This is a genomic window from Alteribacillus sp. HJP-4, assembly GCF_042139015.1.
GTDB lineage: Bacteria > Bacillota > Bacilli > Bacillales > Marinococcaceae > JBHIKY01.
In genome coordinates, this window is sequence record NZ_JBHIKY010000005.1 from 204,117 (window position 1) to 220,949 (window position 16,833).

Consider the following 16,833-nt stretch of genomic DNA (forward strand, 5'->3'; position numbering starts at 1 on the left):
CTATGCAACCTGTAATAAGAGGTGAGCCGGTGCAGATAGAAGGGGGGAATGGTAACGCTTCCGACTAGTTGATAATCGGAAGCGTCTTTTATTCTTATAATTATGTTTTCATGTACTTCTGAAGGGCCTGCTGCAGAGTTCCTTTTGTTTCAGCGAATTTGTTGAAGCTGTGACCGAGCTTAATTATCTTCTGGATGATCTCCGGACGAAGGCCTGTGACGACAATTTCGCATCCCATCATTGTAATACCATTCATTAAACGAAACACATGCTCCAACGCGTCTTCCTCTATATCGGCAACTCCGGAGAGATCGAGGATAAGCTTTGAGATACGCAGCGTGCCGATTTCGGTTAGAATTTTTTCTTCTAGAGAATAGATGCGTTCTGAATCAATCGCACCGATCAGAGGAAGTACACATATTTCTGAAGTTAGAGGGATCACCGGCACGGATAAATTGACCACCAGCTGCTTTTGAGCTTCAAGCAGCTGATCCTTATATTCAGAATATCGAATAAAAAATGCATGAAGAAAATTATCAACCTGATCATTTATCAGACTTTCTGTTTCGAAAAATTCGTCTGTATCGTTTAGCTCGAGCTCTGTATGGTGACATTCCCGGAGAAACATCCAAAGCGTCCTGCGGATTGCCTGAATCCATTCAATCTTAAATCCAAGTGTTAAAGAATGTTTTGCCCAGGCTTCGCCTTCCTGTCTTGCAAACGCAATAAGCTCGGCATCCTCTTTTTCAACAATAAATCTTATAAGTAAATGAGCGTTGCTGACTAAGTTGATATTGCCGCGCTGCTGTATTTCATCAATTTTCTCCCGGACGTTTACCGCTTCATTTAAAAGGGTTTCTTCAAAACGCTCTCTATTTTCTTGAATATAGCTTCTAATCTTATTACCGTTTTCAATTAAGCGCTCCAATAGAACCACTCCCACTATTGTAATAGTTTACCAATGATTATATTTTACCGGAAGTTTACTGATAAAACAATCTGATACACCTGTGTTTATAAAATCGAGACTATAGTATGCAGCCAATACTTACTTTTTCTTGGCCGGGCTTCACATTATTATTTTCTGAAATTTCAATAATAGTAGTTTACAAAGTGATTCTATTGATTTATATTTATTTTAGTCGACCGACGACTAAAATAGGAGGTGCGCTAGTGAATACATATGAAATTGCCAGTATTCCGGGAGACGGAATAGGAAAAGAGGTAGTGCCGGAAGCGATCAGAGTATTGAACGCCCTTGCAGAGGCACACGGAGGAATAGGATTTACTTTTAAGGAATTTCCGTGGAGCTGTGAATATTATTTAGAGCATGGGCAAATGATGCCGGATGATGGTTTGAAAACATTAAGAAATTTTGAATCTGTATTTTTAGGCGCTGTCGGAAATCCCAATATAGTAGCTGATCATATTTCTTTATGGGGGCTGTTGATTAATATCCGCCGCGGATTTGAGCAGGTGCTTAACATCCGCCCTGCCAAAAAGTTCAACGGGATAAAATCTAAGCTGGCGGATGCAGAAAACTTTGATTTAATTGTTGTGCGTGAAAACAGTGAGGGGGAGTATAGTGAGGTAGGGGGAAGAATTTATAATGGTCCGGACCAGATTGCTATTCAGAATGCTATTTTTTCCCGCAAAGGTATTGAAAGAGCAATGAAGGAAGCCTTCAAGCTGGCCGGAGCCCGGCGCCAATTGGTGACAAGTGCGACGAAGTCAAACGGAATCTTTCATTCGATGCCTTTTTGGGATGAGGTGTTTCGGGATATGTCTGCTGAATACCCGGACATTCAAACAGAAGAGCAGCATATTGATGCTTTGGCCGCTTTTTTTGTGACCAACCCCCAACGATTTGACGTTATCGTTGCCAGCAATTTGTTCGGTGATATATTAACGGACATTGGAGCTGCGATTATGGGAAGTGTTGGTATAGCCCCGGCTGCTAACATTAATATGAATGGGAAGTATCCTTCAATGTTTGAACCCGTTCACGGCTCAGCACCTGATATTGTAGGGAAAGAAACTGCAAATCCCATTGGCCAGATCTGGACGGCCAAAATGATGCTCGATCATTTTGGCGAAACAGAAGCTGCAACAGTATTAATGCACGCTATTGAAACGGTGATTGAAGAAGGAATCGTGACACCTGACATCGGAGGCAATTCGAAAACGGGAGAAGTGACGGATCATATTATAGACAAGCTGCAGAAGGTCTGACAACTGCATGTAAGAAAAAAGGATAGCCGGCTGATCTTTTTCAGCAGGCTTCTTTCACTTTAGTGACTCCTCCCGGCATTAGATAATGTCAGGCGAGTGTCATCTTTTTCAGGCTTAGTTGAAAAAACTTTTTTTGTCCATCGCCAGAACCTCTTTTAAATGAACAATATCACAGTTTAAATGTTCAATCATAGCCTCCGCTGCCTCGTTACCTTTACGGGCATTCATTTTTTGAAAAATTCGATGATGTTCCTCCCAGATAACCAGGGCTCTATTGATACCTGTAAAGTTATAAATACGAAACAAATGCATGAGTGATTTCAGTTCGTTTATATGCTTTTTTAAGCGGTCGTTCTGGCTGAATTCAATAATTTTTTGATGAAATTCCTCATTCATGGCAATGATTTCATGCGCAGGCTTTTTATCCTGAATCGCTTGTTTTGTATTGCTCAGGAGTACACCTATCTCCATCATCTGCTCATCGCTCGCACGCTCCACGACAAACTTTACACCAAAGGATTCGAGTGCCTGCCGGCATTCATAAATTTCTTCAATATCTTTACCCGTAGGTTCATAGACGACTATTTTATTTTTTTCATCAAACACGAGAAGACCTTCACGCTCTAGTGTTCGGACGGCTTCCCTGATGGGACTTTTGCTTACATTGAATTCTTTCGATAACTGCGTTTCATTTATACGTTCCCCCGGTTGTAACTCTCCTTCAAAGATCATTTTTTTTAAGGAGTGATAAAACTGTTCATAATAGGGAGTCGGTTTTTGAATGGATTTTTGCCTCATAACCATGCCTTTCCTTTCCGTCGAAAAAGTTTCTAATTTGTATTATAACGTACCATTATAGATGAGTGGTACTTAGAATTCATTAGAGGAGTGAAAAGCGATGAGTCTGGTATTTGATCAATTCACGGGCGAGTATATAGAACACGGCTATGTGAAATATAACAACGTCACCCTTCATTATGTTACTGCGGGGAAAAAAGATGCTCCTTTATGTATACTCCTGCATGGATTTCCACAGACATGGCTTACCTGGCGCTATGTCATTCCAAAGCTTACGGATCATTTCAGAGTGGCAGCTCTGGATTTACGCGGCTATGGGAAATCGGATAAGCCTGAAGGAATGGAGAACTATGATAAAAAAGCAATGGCAGGGGATATCAAAGTACTACTACAGCATCTGAATGTACCAAAAGCTCTTATCGCAGGGCACGATCGGGGAGGACGGGTGGCAAGACGTCTCGCTTTAGATTATCCGGAATTTGTAACTGGACTGGTCCTTATTGATATTTTACCAATGGAATATGTTTATAATTCCATAACGGCGGCTGATGCAGCCACTAAATATTGGCATTGGGTATTTCAAGTAGTGGAGGAGCTGCCTGAGGAAATGCTGAAAGGAAAAGAAGAAGTATATTTGAAATTTTTACTAAGCCGAGGAGACGGTCTGTTTGAAAAATTTTCATCAGATGGTTCCTGGAATGAATATCTGGCTGCCTGGAAACAGCCAGGTGCTGTCTTAGCAGCTCTGAATGATTACAGAGCTGCCTACAACATTGATCTGCCCCGCTACCGAACTGAAAAGCAGCCTACAATAGATATGCCGGCGCTTTTGTTATGGGGCGAAAAAGGAAATCTGACTGGCCTGCCGGTAACAGAGATATGGAACAGAATTATACCAGGTGTTACGGGAAAAGAAATCAAAAACTGCGGCCATTATGTGCCAGAAGAAAAACCGGAAGAAACAGCGGAAAACATAATTGAGTTTTTTAAACGAATTGAATAGACGGGCATGGTAGAGCATCCGGTGAAAGGATCCCCCCGATCAGCGCTTTTTAGGTCTGATAAGCGATAATCTGAAATTGATCAGCGAATTTTTGAAATTCATCGGCGGAAAATCGAAAATCATCGGCGAAAAGGTCTCTCAAGCTTTATCCAGTTTCTGCACTTTGTCTCTCCCGACGGTGTACACACAAACCTCTTTATTTCATTTTGTAATGACTTTATCCAGTGCTAAGACAGCATTTGTTGCCAGAGATGGCACAATAATATAAAAAAAGCGGGATGTGAAATGTTGCAGATAATCACGAATATCTACTTGTTTTCAATTACTTCCCGTTCGTTTAAATCCTGTTCATGCCGGTGATTATCAGGGAAAATCTCCTGGAAGTCTTTTATCTGCTCTTGTGACATAGCTATGGGCTGCTTATAAATAATCCATTCAACTTCCTCTGAACAAGGGGGGGTAGTTAACGAACCGTTATAATGAAAGGTTGTGTTTTTCTGCGGAAGTAATGCCTGAAGATCTATAGGATCATTGATAGCAACTTCTTCCCTGGATTCTGATGCAGGCAGGTTATTCCATGCTGCAGATAACTCTTCATTTGTTTCTCCCTCTTGAATCATTACTCCGAGAACGGCTGTTTCGCCTTTCTCATTTTCATGAACAAGGTGCATTTCCATCTCATAATGCTCTTCGTTAAATAAGTGTTCGCTTGGCGTGTGAAAATGAAAATGATCCAGCGTATACTCTGTATCATTTACTATAATATTATTATACTCAATTGAATTTTCAGCCTGAATCGTGTGGCCGTTATGAACTAATGTGTAGGCTGCCGGCTGATAATTGATGTCAATACTTTCTAACTCTTCGTCCTGTGAGACGTCAGAGAATTCGATATTAATAGGGGACTGCTCCCTTCCATCTACACATGTTGAGTAATCTGAATCTAATTCCCCCCAATACTCAGGACCTGAGTTCCCTTCATATGACCATTCCGCGGCTTCTTCTTCCTCCCCTGGCGAATTCGTTTCTTTAGTCCCTTCCTGGCATGCGCTTAATGGCAGACTAAGGGACGCAGCTAAAACAGGAAAAACTAATCTTTTTGACATGCGATGGTTTCTCTCCTTTTGTAAATATTCTTTAATAAACGCAATGTATTGGTAAAAGAAACAAACAGGACTGCATACGCCCTGCCCGCTTCTATAAATAATCGTAGTAACAATCGTTTGAATGTACAATAAGTCCTTCTTAACTTTTTCTTATGCGTCATACTTCACTAAAACGAATACATTAAACGAGGATGAGACTGAACCTTGGCAAGAAAAATTTGGCTTGGGGACAATTTTATCGTCGTTAAAAGGTGGATGGTACAAATTCCGCCGGGAAATCAAGAATGAGAAAAAATTAATTGACTAAGTCAACTAAAATCCTTACGATAGAAGTAGATATCATAAGGAGGGTCTTCCAATGAATGACATCCATTATGTAGAAAATATCCGACAGTTTAATCGGCTTTACGCGAACTTTCTTGGAAGAGTCGATCAGAAGATTTATAATCAGACCCTATCATTAACAGAGGCACGAGTGTTAACGGAAATTAAAAGCAGAAAGGGCTGCTCATCATCGGAAATCAGAGAAGATCTCGGCATTGACGGAGGATATATGAGCCGGATTATTCAAAAGTTCGAAGATGAAAAATTGATAGAAAAAAAACAATCAGCGGCTGATAAACGCCGATACTTACTCTATCTCACAGATCATGGAGAAGAAATTTATCATAACCTGATCCGTGATGCCAATGCCGGCGTAAGTGAGATGATTCACGATCTTTCCGAGCGGGATCTGTCCAGGCTGATGACTTCAATGAAAACAATAGAATCGATCTTTTTAAACGAATCGCAGCACCAGCATGACGTTTTGATCCGGCCTTTTCAGCCGGGAGATTTTGGGTATGTCGCACACCTTCATGGAAAATTCTATGAAAAAAATTATCAGTTCGGGAACTTGTTTGAGTATTACGTCTTGAAGGGTTTAGCAGAATTTATGCTGGATACAACTGGTGGAGAACTTTGGGTAGCTGTAGTAAAAGGGGAAATAGCTGGTTCCATCGCGATAACGAAATCTGATGAAACGCTCGCGCAGCTGCGATGGTTCGTACTGGACGAAAACTACCATGGTATGGGTATTGGCAGAAAACTTATGGAGAAAGCCGTGCAGTTCTGCGAAGCCCAGTCATACCAGCACGTTTTCTTATGGACTGTCAGCATTTTAGAAGCGGCGCGGCACCTATACAAGGCATTCAATTTTACCATCACCGAAGTAAAGACCAACAAAGAATGGACAGGAACTCCATTAACTGAAGAACGATGGGACCTGGACCTTCTCAGTGAATAGAAGCGACATTTGAATTAACAGCCAAAAAAAAGACAGGCGTCAGCCTGTCATCAAAAGAGGGATTAGCTAATTATAACTTTAATTATATCAGTACCCCTATATCAAATAAATGGATAAAATCTAGGGTATTAATATATAATGACCCCAAAAAATAATTCAAAAGAATCGGTAACATTCTAATTCAAGTTTTTAAAATGAATAAGAATACCAACTATTATAAACTATTAATGAATGAAAGATAATCTTAAAATAGTAGAAATTTGACTGTATAAATAATAAACTATGATAGGGATATCATTGTGACAGAAAATGTAGTTGGCTGGCTCTCCCTATACAGAATGAATTTTGCCACTGCTACTTTTCTGCAAAATTTACGAGAAGAGGGTGGTAAAATGAGCAATAGTGAAACAAACACAGATGTTATATTAATTGGTGCAGGCATTATGAGTGCGACACTTGCAACTCTATTAAAGGAGATAGTTCCGGATTGGAAAATCACCGTGTTTGAGAAGCTTGAAAGGGCGGGAGAAGAAAGCTCCAACGAATGGAATAATGCGGGAACGGGCCATGCGGCATTATGCGAACTTAACTACACCGATGAAAAGTCCGATGGAACTATAGATAACAGCAAAGCGATTAAAATTAATGAACATTTTCAAGTTTCCCTGCAGTTTTGGTCTTACCTTGTAAACAGAAAGCTGTTGGCTGATCCTCAGGATTTTATCATGACGCTGCCTCACATGAGCCTAGTACAAGGGGAAAAGAATATAACCTTCTTAAAAAAGCGTTATGAAATGTTGTCAAAGAATCCTTTATTTCAAGAGATGGAATACTCCGAGGAGCCGGATAAACTGAAAGAATGGATACCTCTTATTATGCAGGGCCGCGATGCGAAGGACCCCATAGCAGCAACAAAAATCGACTCAGGAACGGATGTCAACTTTGGGGCGTTGACGCGCATGTTGTTTGACCACTTAGAGCGTACAAATGTCGAAATAAATTACAAACACAGTGTTAATGATCTCAAACGTACCAGCGACGGCCAGTGGGAATTAAAAGTACGGAATCTGGACAGCAATACGGTGGAGCGACATACCGCAAAGTTTGTATTTATCGGAGGCGGGGGAGGAAGCCTGCATCTCTTGCAAAAATCTGGTATACCGGAAGGAAAACATATTGGCGGATTTCCGGTAAGCGGAATTTTTATGGAGTGTAAAAATCCGGACGTTGCCGAGCAGCATCATGCAAAAGTTTACGGCAGGGCAAAGGCTGGTGCTCCGCCAATGTCAGTTCCGCATCTTGATACAAGATACATCGACCATAAAAAAACGCTGTTATTTGGACCGTTTGCCGGATTCTCACCAAAGTTCTTAAAAACTGGTTCCATGTTCGATTTAGTAACCTCAGTGAAACCGAATAATGTGTTAACGATGCTCTCAGCAGGCGCGAAAGAGATGCCATTGACAAAATACCTGATTGGGCAGGTTTTGCTATCAAAAGAAAAGCGAATGGAAGAGTTACGTGAATTTATCCCGAATGCCAAAAGCGAGGATTGGGATTTAATCGTAGCCGGCCAGCGTGTGCAGGTGATTAAAGATACGGAAGCTGGCGGAAAAGGCACACTTCAATTTGGTACGGAAATGATAACTGCTGAAGACGGCTCGATTGCTGCATTACTGGGTGCTTCTCCAGGTGCCTCTACTGCAGTTCACGTTATGCTTGAAGTAATCAAAAAGTGTTTCCCACAGCACTTGAAAGAATGGGAACCAAAAATCAAAGAAATGATTCCGTCTTACGGAAAGTCCCTAATGGAAAACCCGGAGCTTCTAAATAAAATCCGTCATTCAACAAACGATACACTGGGACTCCGCAGAGAAGACAAGGTATCTAATATTAACTGAGAACTTTTAATAAATGCCTGTGGTATCAGGTATTTAAATGAAGAAAATTCCTCTGACCTGGACAAGGTGTGTTCCATGTCAGAGGTTTTTGTACATAAAAAGCGTACCATGCTGCCTCTTCTTATCCTGAATAAATTATCTGACGGGAAGGATTTTTGACTCAGCTCTGTATGTTTTCCGATTCATTTTTCTGGAATACTGCCTGCCTGCTTGGAAGGGACCATTGAAAATACACAGAACAGAGCCGCATGGCAACTATTAATACGACCACAAACAAAAGCTGCCATGAGCCGGTCATCCAGCCCAGTCCTACAACAACTCCAGGTATTAAAGTCCAGGCAATATAGATTTCTTTTTGTAAAAATAACGGTTTTCTCCCAGCCAGGACGTCGCGGATCATTCCGCCGCCAGTGCCTGTAAGCGCTGCTGCAGCGATACAGGCACTGAGCGGATGTCCCATGGAATAAGCATACAGAGCTCCCTGTACAGAGAATGCTCCAAGTCCGATCGCGTCAAAGAAAACGCCCTGGCGTAAAAATGTCCATTTTAGAAGCGTAGGAAAGACGAAAGCGATTGTCATTACAATAAAAGCTATCGTAAATAATAAACCCTGATCCCAAAGTGCTTCTACCGGAACCCCGATAAGTAAGTTCCTTACAGCTCCCCCGCCAAAGGCCGTAATAAAGCCTAATATGTAAACACCCATCAAATCATACCGCTCTTCTAACGCCACATTCACACCGCTCAGTGCAAATGCAATCGTTCCGATAACATTTAGAACCTCCCACACATCAACATCCAACTTTCTAAATTTGAATAATGAATACTTAATAGAATATTTAATTTAATTTTTTTTATATTGCGATTACCTGCCAGTCATAAGCTCACGTTAATAGAATAACATGAAGTCTTTGTTTTCAGCATGAATAAATGGTTTTCTTTCATGATATATCTGCTGCTTTTGCGCAATCGTTATACTCATTTTAAAATTCAATTTCCCGAACAAAGGTACAACCTGTTTTAATTTTTACCCCCTTTAATTTCTCGGTGACGTAAAGTACTTTGAAACAAGGCATTAGTGATTTGTTTTTCACCTAATTGACGCGTTCCTGTTCAAAAAGATATAAATTCATTTGATACTCCCTCCTTTTTCATAGAAATTGATCATCCTGCATGAATTTTTGAAAATGCCGCAAACTATGAGAAAGCTGCGTTACTAAAGAGGGGGGAGTGCAATGCGCTTTCTTACAAAAAAATTTCGAAAAAGAGAAATCGCTAAACATGCAGAACAATCCAACCGCCATAGTGATCAAGAGTATTTAAACACGGACTTAAAGGAAAATATACAAAAAATTAAAGAGAGACTAGGCTACAGCAGCGACGTTAAATTCAGAGATATTGGTGTCGGTGCTGATGGGGCGTTAAAAACATGTTTGATACATACAGCAGGACTGGTGGATCAAGTTTTATTGCAGGAAGCGGTTGAGTCTCTCTTAACAACAGTCAGCGATGTTCAGCTTCAAAAGCTGTTTTCTTCCAACTCAAATTCTGTACACGTTTTGAAGAATGAAGTACTTAGTACCAGTCAAGTGACGGAAGTCCGTTCTTATGATGAGCTGTACTCTTCCTTGATTATGGGAGAGGCAGTTTTACTCATTGACGGGTATAACCATGCTGTTTCCCTTAATGTAAAAGGGTGGGAAAAGAGAGGCGTGGATGAGCCATCTACACAGAACGTAATCAGGGGACCGAAGGAAGGTTTTACAGAAAGCATAAGAACCAATACTTCACTGATAAGACGCAGAATTAAATCACCAGACCTGCGTGTGGAAACAAGAGTTATCGGTCAGGTTACTCAAACTCAGGTAGATATTATGTACGTTGAAGGGATTGTTACCGAAGGAATTGTCGATGAAGTGCGGACGCGACTCGACAGAATTGACATAGACGGCATTTTAGATAGTGGCTATATTGAAGAATTAATTGAAGATGAAGCCTATTCCCCTTTTCCCACGATTGTTGATTCAGAGCGTCCGGATGTTGTGGCCGGTGGATTACTGGAAGGTCGTGTAGCGATTCTTGTAGATGGCTCGCCATTTGTATTGCTGGTTCCTTCTGTGTTTGTAGAATATTTCCAGGCTGCTGAAGATTACTATCAACGGGCTGATATTGCTTCTCTGCTTCGTTTATTGAGATTTATGTCGTTTTTTACCGCCTTGCTTCTTCCAGCTATCTATATTGCACTTACCACCTATCATCAAGAAATTCTTCCTCATGCACTTTTACTAAGCTTGGCTGCCCAGGTGGAGGGTACGCCTTTCCCGGCGCTGGTAGAAGCATTGCTAATGGGTGTCGCATTTGAAGTACTGAGAGAAGCCGGGGTACGTATGCCGAAAGCTATTGGGCAGGCAATCTCGATTGTCGGTGCACTCGTCATTGGAGAAGCAGCTGTTCGAGCCGGCCTTGTTTCAGCAGCTATGGTGATCGTCGTCGCATTTACAGCGATCTCAAATTTCGTGTTTCCCGCTATAAACATGGCCATACCAGTACGCATTTTACGATTCGGGTTTATGATATTTGCAGCGACATTTGGATTATTTGGGATAGCAGTTGGATTGATTGCGTTAATTGTACATTTGTGCAGCATACGTTCCTTCGGTATTCCATATATGAGTCCGCTGGCTCCTTTCATAAAATTCGATCAGAAGGATGCAATTATAAGGATGCCGATTTTCTGGAGGATGACAAGGCCGCGTTTAATTAACCAGAACAATATGAGAAGACAATCAAAGATTAAACCAACTAAGCCAATCCCAAAATAGTGGGAATGCGGAGAGGAGAATGGGAGCCATGAAAAGGAGACTCTTCTTTTTACTTATCCTGTTACTTACGCTGTTCATGACTGGATGCTGGAGTATGACAGAAATGGAAGACCTGGCTATAGTAGCCGCATATGGTATTGACAAAACTGACTCAGGCTTTCATATTTCTGCTCAGATCGTTAATCCAAGTGAGATTGCTCAAGTAGAAGGAGCGGCTGCTTTCGACAGTCCTGTCACAGTATATGAAACAGATGGTGAAACACATTATGAAGCACAACGAAAATTAGCAACCATTGTACCGCGAAAATTATACAATGCTCATATGAGTGTTGTTGTTTTGGGTGAAGATATGGCAAGGGATGGTATCGTAAAGAGTTTGGATCTATTTTCCAGGGATAATGAAACAAGGCCGGATTTTTATATCCTGGTTGCTAAAGAGGGAAAAGCCAGCAATATATTGAAAAACTTAACTTCAATGGAGATGATTCCTGCAGACAAGCTGTTTAATTCCCTGGAGGTTACTGCCGATACCTTAGGGACAACGACCACGGTGCATATCGAAGAATTGGAAACGTTTTTTGAGAGAGATGGGAGAGAGGCTGTATTAAGCGGGGTTGTATTGCAGGGCGACCCGGATGATGGGGAGAGTTTGAAAGATGTAAAACTTTCAGATCCAAAAGTGGTGGCACAACTTACCGGGCTGGCGGTTTTTAAAAATGATCGTCTCGTCGGCTGGTTAAATGAGAATGAAAGCAAAGGATATAATTATACCCAGGGAAATGTGAACAACACAATTGAAGGTGTGGCTTGTCCAGGGGGGAAAAAGGGAAAAATCAGCGTTGAACTTGAAAATACGGAAGCTTCCATCACCACTCACATGGAAAAAGGAGTACCTCAAACAACGGTTACGATCAATGGGACAGGAAGTGTTGCCGATGTAGAATGCGATGTTAATCTTACAGAAAATCAAACTATTGAGGAGATTGAAAGCCTTGTGAACGCAGCCATTACTGAAAAGGTGGAACTGGCTGTCAAGAAAGCGCAAGAATTGCATACCGACATATTTGGTTTTGGAGAACTCATTTGGAGATCGGATCCCCATACGTGGAAGGAATTGAAAAATGACTGGGATCAGGAATTTGAAAACGTGGATCTTCACACTCAAGGGAATGTGACAATTAAACAGACTGGAAGGTTCTTCAATCCGATTACTGATGAGTTTAAGGAGTAAGGGCATATGTGGAAGGTACTTTTTGTAATCACTGCAGCAATTCTTATCGCCATTATTGAAGTCCCGGCACTTTCGAAAAAAAAATGGAAGAAAGAGATGTGGGTGTTTGGACTGTTATTGGCCACGGGGACGATATTAGCCGTTCTATTTGCATTGGATGTTCAACTTCCCACTCCGATGGATTATATTGCGAGTTTATACAAACCACTAAGTGACCTTGTGAAAAATTGGCTGGGTTAGGAGGCATTCGCTTTGCAGAATCAGGAAAAAATAGATGTTGCCCAGTTCACGTTATTAGTGGTGCTGTTTACGATCGGAAGTGCGATTATTTATATCCCACCCATTTTAGCTGTTTCAGCGATGCAAGATGCCTGGCTGTCCGCTTTTGCCGGCTTACTGGTCGGCCTGCTCAGCTCGTTGCTCCTTGTTCGAGTAAGTCAATTGTATCCTGACCTGACGTTGGCAGAGTATTGTGAGAGAATTTTAGGAAAATGGGCAGGCAAACTGGCAGCATTATGGTTCATCTCTTTTGCATTCTTGCTTGCCGCTTTGAATGTACGCAACATGGGTGAATTTATGTCAAGTCAAATCCTGTATGGGACACCGTTTGAATCTATTCATTTTATCTTTATTTGTGTCGTTGTTTTTGGCGCCAGACTGGGAATTGAAGTGCTTGGCAGGGCTGCGGAACTCGTGATTCCTTTCGTGTTATTTTTCATTTTCGTTATTATTGTTTCCGTGCTCCCCGAAGCTGAATGGAATAATTTAAAACCGTTTCTGGCTGAAGGGATGCGGCCTGTTTTTGCAGGTGCCTTTCAGTTTGCCGGGTTCCCATTTTTTGAATTGGTCATATTTTTAATGGTGTTCCCATTTGTAAACCAATCCCATAAAGCTGGAAAAGGTTTTATGGTTGGTGTCATAACAGGTGCGGCGGTGCTCCTTGTTCTTACCACGCTTAGTATAGCTGTCCTTGGTGCAGAGGAATCTGCAAGGATAATATATCCGGTTTATATGCTGACAAAAAGAATCACGATTGGCGGTTTTATCGAGAGAATTGAAGCAGTTGTAGCTGGTATCTGGATGATTACCATTTACTTTAAATTGTCAATTTGTTTTTATGCCGCTTCCTTTGGCATAAAAAACCTTTTAAATCTCAAAGATTACCGCCCGCTGTTATTACCGTTAGCACTGATCATGCTCATTTTGTCGGTAATCATATATCCAAACATTATCTACTTAGCGACGTTTACGGAGCGTTATTGGACACTTTACTCTGGAACGGCTGGCCTGCTGATTCCGCTAATCCTGCTGGTTGTGGCTAAGATCAGAAGAATAGGAAGCTTCGGTGACTAGGCAATTAGAAAGCCGTTATCTTTCCTTCTTGGTGGGCATTCTTAAATATGGTTTCCATAACATCACACAAAAAACTAAGCATTCTAATATAAATGGAAAAAGTAGTTTAGATTGAAGTAGTAACTACTAAAATAAATAAGGAGCTAATTAGAATAGAAAAAACCGGGTCTGAATTCAAAGGTGGAAATAACATTGCTTTCCACCGGACGTGGCCGGTTTTAATCGACCCGGAGTCGTCGCCTTACGCTATCATTGAAATGTTCGTGTTTTATATTCAATAAAGCACTTATGAAATTGATTCAGTTATTAAAAATTACGAGCGCAATGGGAGACGCTCGTAATCTTGATTATATTAATAAGACTTAACAAAAGCTGTGCCAACAATTACTAACAAGATAAACAATACAACAATTAAGGCAAAGTTGTCTCTCTTAAAATCAGACATCGAGTACACCCCCCTTTGTAATAACTTATGAAAATGATTACAAAGAGCTTTAGAGCAAAAGCCTTTTAATTCAAAAATAGGGGTTTATAACAAAGAAGAGGATTTGGTTGATGAACTGAATCAGGAGAAGGGAGGATGTAACGGCTCACGTTAAAAAGAACGCTACAACGGTATCTGAATTATAAATCGCTTGTAGGCTGGACAGCGAGAGGCCAACACATCAGACAATTAATGAACCTGTATATGTGAATATATCTATTTTTCTATGTGGCGGCAGTCAAGGAGATATTGATAACTACGTCAAGCGCATTACACATGGCTTAAATAAAATTGCTTATGACGATGATAGGCAGATACTTATAGTAAAATTTTATTTTAATAAATAAAGAAGCCAGACTGGGTAGTCTGACTTGTTAGAAGATACTTTTTCAAACTTCGGCTGGTACTTCCGTGTGCAGTGGTGGTGCAATAAGCCAACCCTTTTTCTTACTGAGGCGCAAACCCTTAGCTCCAGCTTGTGCTTTACTCATGTGGTATTTACCAAACATCAAGGCAATATCTTCTCTCGTACTTTGCCCCATGACTTGGCTGCAAGCAACAAGTCCAGTGGCAATATCAGTTGCGATATGAGCCGCAATTTCTGGATCATTAATACGTGCACCCATTGGAATATCTTCAAGCTTTGCCATAGATCTTTCGGGAGGAGTAGGCGGTAAAGGAATTCCATTCACTTTTAATGTTTCTTCTATTTCAGCCTCTTCTTGTTCAATATTTTTCAAGAGGCCCTTAATTAAATCTTTTAGGTCTTCATCACCTGCATGGTTCATGAATGTTTCATACAAAGCATACGCACCTTTAGCGACCGATAAGTAGGACCACATTCCAAAAATTTCTCCATAATGCATCGGTTCTTTTTTGGGGTTACCTGACATCATACCCATTAAAACACTCCTTTTTTAATTTTTGTGATACACAAATAGGTTTACTTAAATGGAAATTTTTATTCAACAAAAATTAAAGGGGCAACCAAAAAATATGTGAGGTGTCTGAAGTGTTGGATCAAAATAGCATTACGTTTCGTCAGATGCTTACAATGGCAGCAGTTATGACTGGAAAAACAGATGAAGAAGTGCTCGATATGAATGGGGAGTTTCAAAAGCAAATGAAAAATGCTAAACAAAGACAACATATCCGACCAATAAAATAATGAGGTGATTGCATGAAATGTCAACATTTATGAGGGCAAAAGACAGAGTGGACATTTTAGCAGAAACACTAACTTACAATAAAATATTAATCGATAATACGGACGGTATTCAAAATGGATTTGAGTAAAGTTATCTTCATTGTAGCCAAACTTGCCTTTGAAGTTGTGAGGGAAGGTGAACTATATCAAAAACCGGAAAAAAGTCATGTAGAATCTTGGGAGAAAGCAACCCGCAAAGGTATATTTAACGGAAAGATTTTACGAGAAATCTCAATTGTGGCTAGGGTCTTTTTAAAGGATGATGATGGTTCTACAAACCAGCCATAATAAATACACTAATAAATGGATAAGATGGTTGAATTTCAAGGAGGGATTTATGGCAAATTTATTTGTTGTGAGGTCACTAGATGAAATTAAATTTTGGTCTAGGATAATGAAGGAGCATTCGTTATTTTTAACTTTAGGTTTTACCTATGAGCAAAAGCAACTGATTGAAGAAGCTCAACAATTTATTGAAGAGTTTGAGAGAATTGAGGAACAATTAAGTAAGTTTACGGTTAACTCTGATCCAGAGCAGATTGAAGCATTTAATAACAAAGTTTATCAAGCAGCTGCCTCTATTTGGGCATACAAAAGAAAAGTATTAGGGTTAACTCTGAATTGTCAAATCCGTTCAAATAATTTTCCTTTATTAATTGACCACATAAGCAGAGAAGCAGCTTACTTTGCAAATCGCTTAGAAGAATTGAATGAAGGAACATTAACACCTCTACCTGAGGCGATTATTGAGGAGAATGTATTCTTTCTAAAAATAATGGCAGACCATGCAAAATTTATTGGACATTTGTTAGATCCCTCAGAGCGAAAGTTAGTCGATCAAGCGAAAGAGTTTAGTCATGACTTTGATCAATTGGTGTTCCAAGCTATAGATCTAGATTCTATGCGACCTCAATCTGAAACTTCTCCTTTATTAGATCAATTTCTAGATCAAAATAGAATTTCAGTGGTCTCGTTAAGGGATTTTAAGAAAACTGCAAGAGATTTAATTGAAGCATGCCGTATTAAGAGTAATATTCATCCTCTTCTAGCTGATCATACATTCAGAGAGGCTGAAAGGTTCATTGAAATCATAGATAGGTTTGAAACATATTTAGAAAATAACAATTAGGGCAAGGATCCTGCTAGATATGTTCCACAATTGATGGTCCAAAAGTTCACTAAATGTAAGAAACCAAATAAATGTATCTTAGGTTCATTTTACTAGTTATCGTTGGATCAGCATATTGCTCTTATGGCGATTATGGTGGGTATGGGTCTTACGGTGGAAAAGGAAAAGAGTTCGGTTTTGGGGGATATTAAGTAATTACATGGCGAGATGATTCTCCGTTGATTATCTCCCTTGTACAATTATTTCTCATACTTTTTATATACTATGGTTTAGCAGTAATAT

General features: G+C 40.3%; 19 protein-coding genes. 13 read left to right on the top strand and 6 right to left on the bottom strand.

Going from position 1 to position 16,833, the window contains the following annotated elements; translation table 11 throughout:
- Nucleotides 1-100: 100 nt before the first annotated feature.
- Entirely contained in the window at nt 101-928 is an 828-nt protein-coding gene (locus tag ACE4RR_RS06685; RefSeq protein ID WP_375534629.1) for an STAS domain-containing protein, read from the bottom strand.
- A 245-nt stretch (nt 929-1,173) separates the two neighbouring features.
- Between ACE4RR_RS06685 and ACE4RR_RS06690 the strand changes: the two genes are divergently transcribed.
- On the top strand, nt 1,174-2,232 hold the full coding sequence (locus tag ACE4RR_RS06690; RefSeq protein WP_375534630.1) for a tartrate dehydrogenase: 1,059 nt from the start codon (nt 1,174-1,176) through the stop codon (nt 2,230-2,232).
- Between the two features lie 114 nt (nt 2,233-2,346).
- Here ACE4RR_RS06690 and ACE4RR_RS06695 read toward each other — a convergent pair whose 3' ends face one another.
- The gene (locus ACE4RR_RS06695) at nt 2,347-3,030 is read right to left on the bottom strand and encodes a GntR family transcriptional regulator (RefSeq protein ID WP_375534631.1); all 684 of its coding nucleotides are present in this window, start codon (nt 3,028-3,030) and stop codon (nt 2,347-2,349) included.
- 100 nt (nt 3,031-3,130) lie between these two features.
- Here ACE4RR_RS06695 and ACE4RR_RS06700 point away from each other — a divergent pair, with 100 nt between their 5' ends.
- A complete protein-coding gene (locus ACE4RR_RS06700) occupies nt 3,131-4,033 on the top strand; it encodes an alpha/beta fold hydrolase (RefSeq protein WP_375534632.1) in 903 nt (300 codons plus the stop codon).
- A 308-nt stretch (nt 4,034-4,341) separates the two neighbouring features.
- Here the strand turns inward: ACE4RR_RS06700 and ACE4RR_RS06705 are convergent, their stop codons facing one another.
- A complete protein-coding gene (locus ACE4RR_RS06705) occupies nt 4,342-5,139 on the bottom strand; it encodes a carbonic anhydrase (RefSeq protein ID WP_375534633.1) in 798 nt (265 codons plus the stop codon).
- Between the two features lie 358 nt (nt 5,140-5,497).
- Between ACE4RR_RS06705 and ACE4RR_RS06710 the strand changes: the two genes are divergently transcribed.
- Both ACE4RR_RS06710 and ACE4RR_RS06715 read left to right on the top strand, forming a co-directional pair.
- A complete protein-coding gene (locus tag ACE4RR_RS06710) occupies nt 5,498-6,424 on the top strand; it encodes a bifunctional helix-turn-helix transcriptional regulator/GNAT family N-acetyltransferase (protein ID WP_375534634.1) in 927 nt (308 codons plus the stop codon).
- Between the two features lie 338 nt (nt 6,425-6,762).
- Nucleotides 6,763-8,325, top strand: a complete 1,563-nt coding sequence (locus ACE4RR_RS06715) for a malate:quinone oxidoreductase (RefSeq protein WP_375534660.1) — start codon at nt 6,763-6,765, stop codon at nt 8,323-8,325.
- Between the two features lie 160 nt (nt 8,326-8,485).
- Here the strand turns inward: ACE4RR_RS06715 and ACE4RR_RS06720 are convergent, their stop codons facing one another.
- Nucleotides 8,486-9,115 carry a trimeric intracellular cation channel family protein gene (locus ACE4RR_RS06720; protein ID WP_375534635.1) on the bottom strand — a complete coding sequence of 210 codons (630 nt, stop codon included), beginning with the start codon at nt 9,113-9,115 and terminating at the stop codon, nt 8,486-8,488.
- Nucleotides 9,116-9,560: 445 nt separating this feature from the next.
- Between ACE4RR_RS06720 and ACE4RR_RS06725 the strand changes: the two genes are divergently transcribed.
- Genes ACE4RR_RS06725 through ACE4RR_RS06740 form a run of 4 tightly spaced genes read left to right on the top strand, consistent with a single transcriptional unit; the run spans nt 9,561 to nt 13,731 of the window.
- Nucleotides 9,561-11,147, top strand: a complete 1,587-nt coding sequence (locus tag ACE4RR_RS06725) for a spore germination protein (RefSeq protein ID WP_375534636.1) — start codon at nt 9,561-9,563, stop codon at nt 11,145-11,147.
- A gap of 28 nt (nt 11,148-11,175) precedes the next feature.
- A complete protein-coding gene (locus ACE4RR_RS06730) occupies nt 11,176-12,378 on the top strand; it encodes a Ger(x)C family spore germination protein (protein ID WP_375534637.1) in 1,203 nt (400 codons plus the stop codon).
- A 6-nt stretch (nt 12,379-12,384) separates the two neighbouring features.
- Complete coding sequence (locus ACE4RR_RS06735; protein WP_375534638.1) at nt 12,385-12,618, top strand: hypothetical protein; 234 nt, start codon at nt 12,385-12,387, stop codon at nt 12,616-12,618.
- Between the two features lie 12 nt (nt 12,619-12,630).
- Nucleotides 12,631-13,731 carry a GerAB/ArcD/ProY family transporter gene (locus ACE4RR_RS06740; protein WP_375534639.1) on the top strand — a complete coding sequence of 367 codons (1,101 nt, stop codon included), beginning with the start codon at nt 12,631-12,633 and terminating at the stop codon, nt 13,729-13,731.
- Between the two features lie 352 nt (nt 13,732-14,083).
- Here the strand turns inward: ACE4RR_RS06740 and ACE4RR_RS06745 are convergent, their stop codons facing one another.
- Nucleotides 14,084-14,176, bottom strand: a complete 93-nt coding sequence (locus ACE4RR_RS06745; protein ID WP_375534640.1) for a YjcZ family sporulation protein — start codon at nt 14,174-14,176, stop codon at nt 14,084-14,086.
- Between the two features lie 245 nt (nt 14,177-14,421).
- Here ACE4RR_RS06745 and ACE4RR_RS06750 point away from each other — a divergent pair, with 245 nt between their 5' ends.
- Complete coding sequence (locus ACE4RR_RS06750) at nt 14,422-14,562, top strand: RusA family crossover junction endodeoxyribonuclease (protein WP_483860824.1); 141 nt, start codon at nt 14,422-14,424, stop codon at nt 14,560-14,562.
- A 42-nt stretch (nt 14,563-14,604) separates the two neighbouring features.
- Here the strand turns inward: ACE4RR_RS06750 and ACE4RR_RS06755 are convergent, their stop codons facing one another.
- Complete coding sequence (locus ACE4RR_RS06755; RefSeq protein WP_375534641.1) at nt 14,605-15,117, bottom strand: DUF3231 family protein; 513 nt, start codon at nt 15,115-15,117, stop codon at nt 14,605-14,607.
- A gap of 113 nt (nt 15,118-15,230) precedes the next feature.
- Here ACE4RR_RS06755 and ACE4RR_RS06760 point away from each other — a divergent pair, with 113 nt between their 5' ends.
- The 4 genes from ACE4RR_RS06760 to ACE4RR_RS06775 all read left to right on the top strand — a co-directional run bounded on the left by ACE4RR_RS06760 (nt 15,231) and on the right by ACE4RR_RS06775 (nt 16,742).
- Nucleotides 15,231-15,383: a hypothetical protein gene (locus tag ACE4RR_RS06760; RefSeq protein WP_375534642.1), complete on the top strand. Its 153-nt coding sequence runs from the start codon at nt 15,231-15,233 to the stop codon at nt 15,381-15,383.
- A 114-nt stretch (nt 15,384-15,497) separates the two neighbouring features.
- A complete protein-coding gene (locus ACE4RR_RS06765; RefSeq protein WP_375534643.1) occupies nt 15,498-15,710 on the top strand; it encodes a hypothetical protein in 213 nt (70 codons plus the stop codon).
- A gap of 49 nt (nt 15,711-15,759) precedes the next feature.
- A complete protein-coding gene (locus tag ACE4RR_RS06770; protein ID WP_375534644.1) occupies nt 15,760-16,551 on the top strand; it encodes a DUF2935 domain-containing protein in 792 nt (263 codons plus the stop codon).
- 71 nt (nt 16,552-16,622) lie between these two features.
- Nucleotides 16,623-16,742 carry a YjcZ family sporulation protein gene (locus ACE4RR_RS06775; RefSeq protein WP_375534645.1) on the top strand — a complete coding sequence of 40 codons (120 nt, stop codon included), beginning with the start codon at nt 16,623-16,625 and terminating at the stop codon, nt 16,740-16,742.
- Nucleotides 16,743-16,833: the final 91 nt, after the last annotated feature.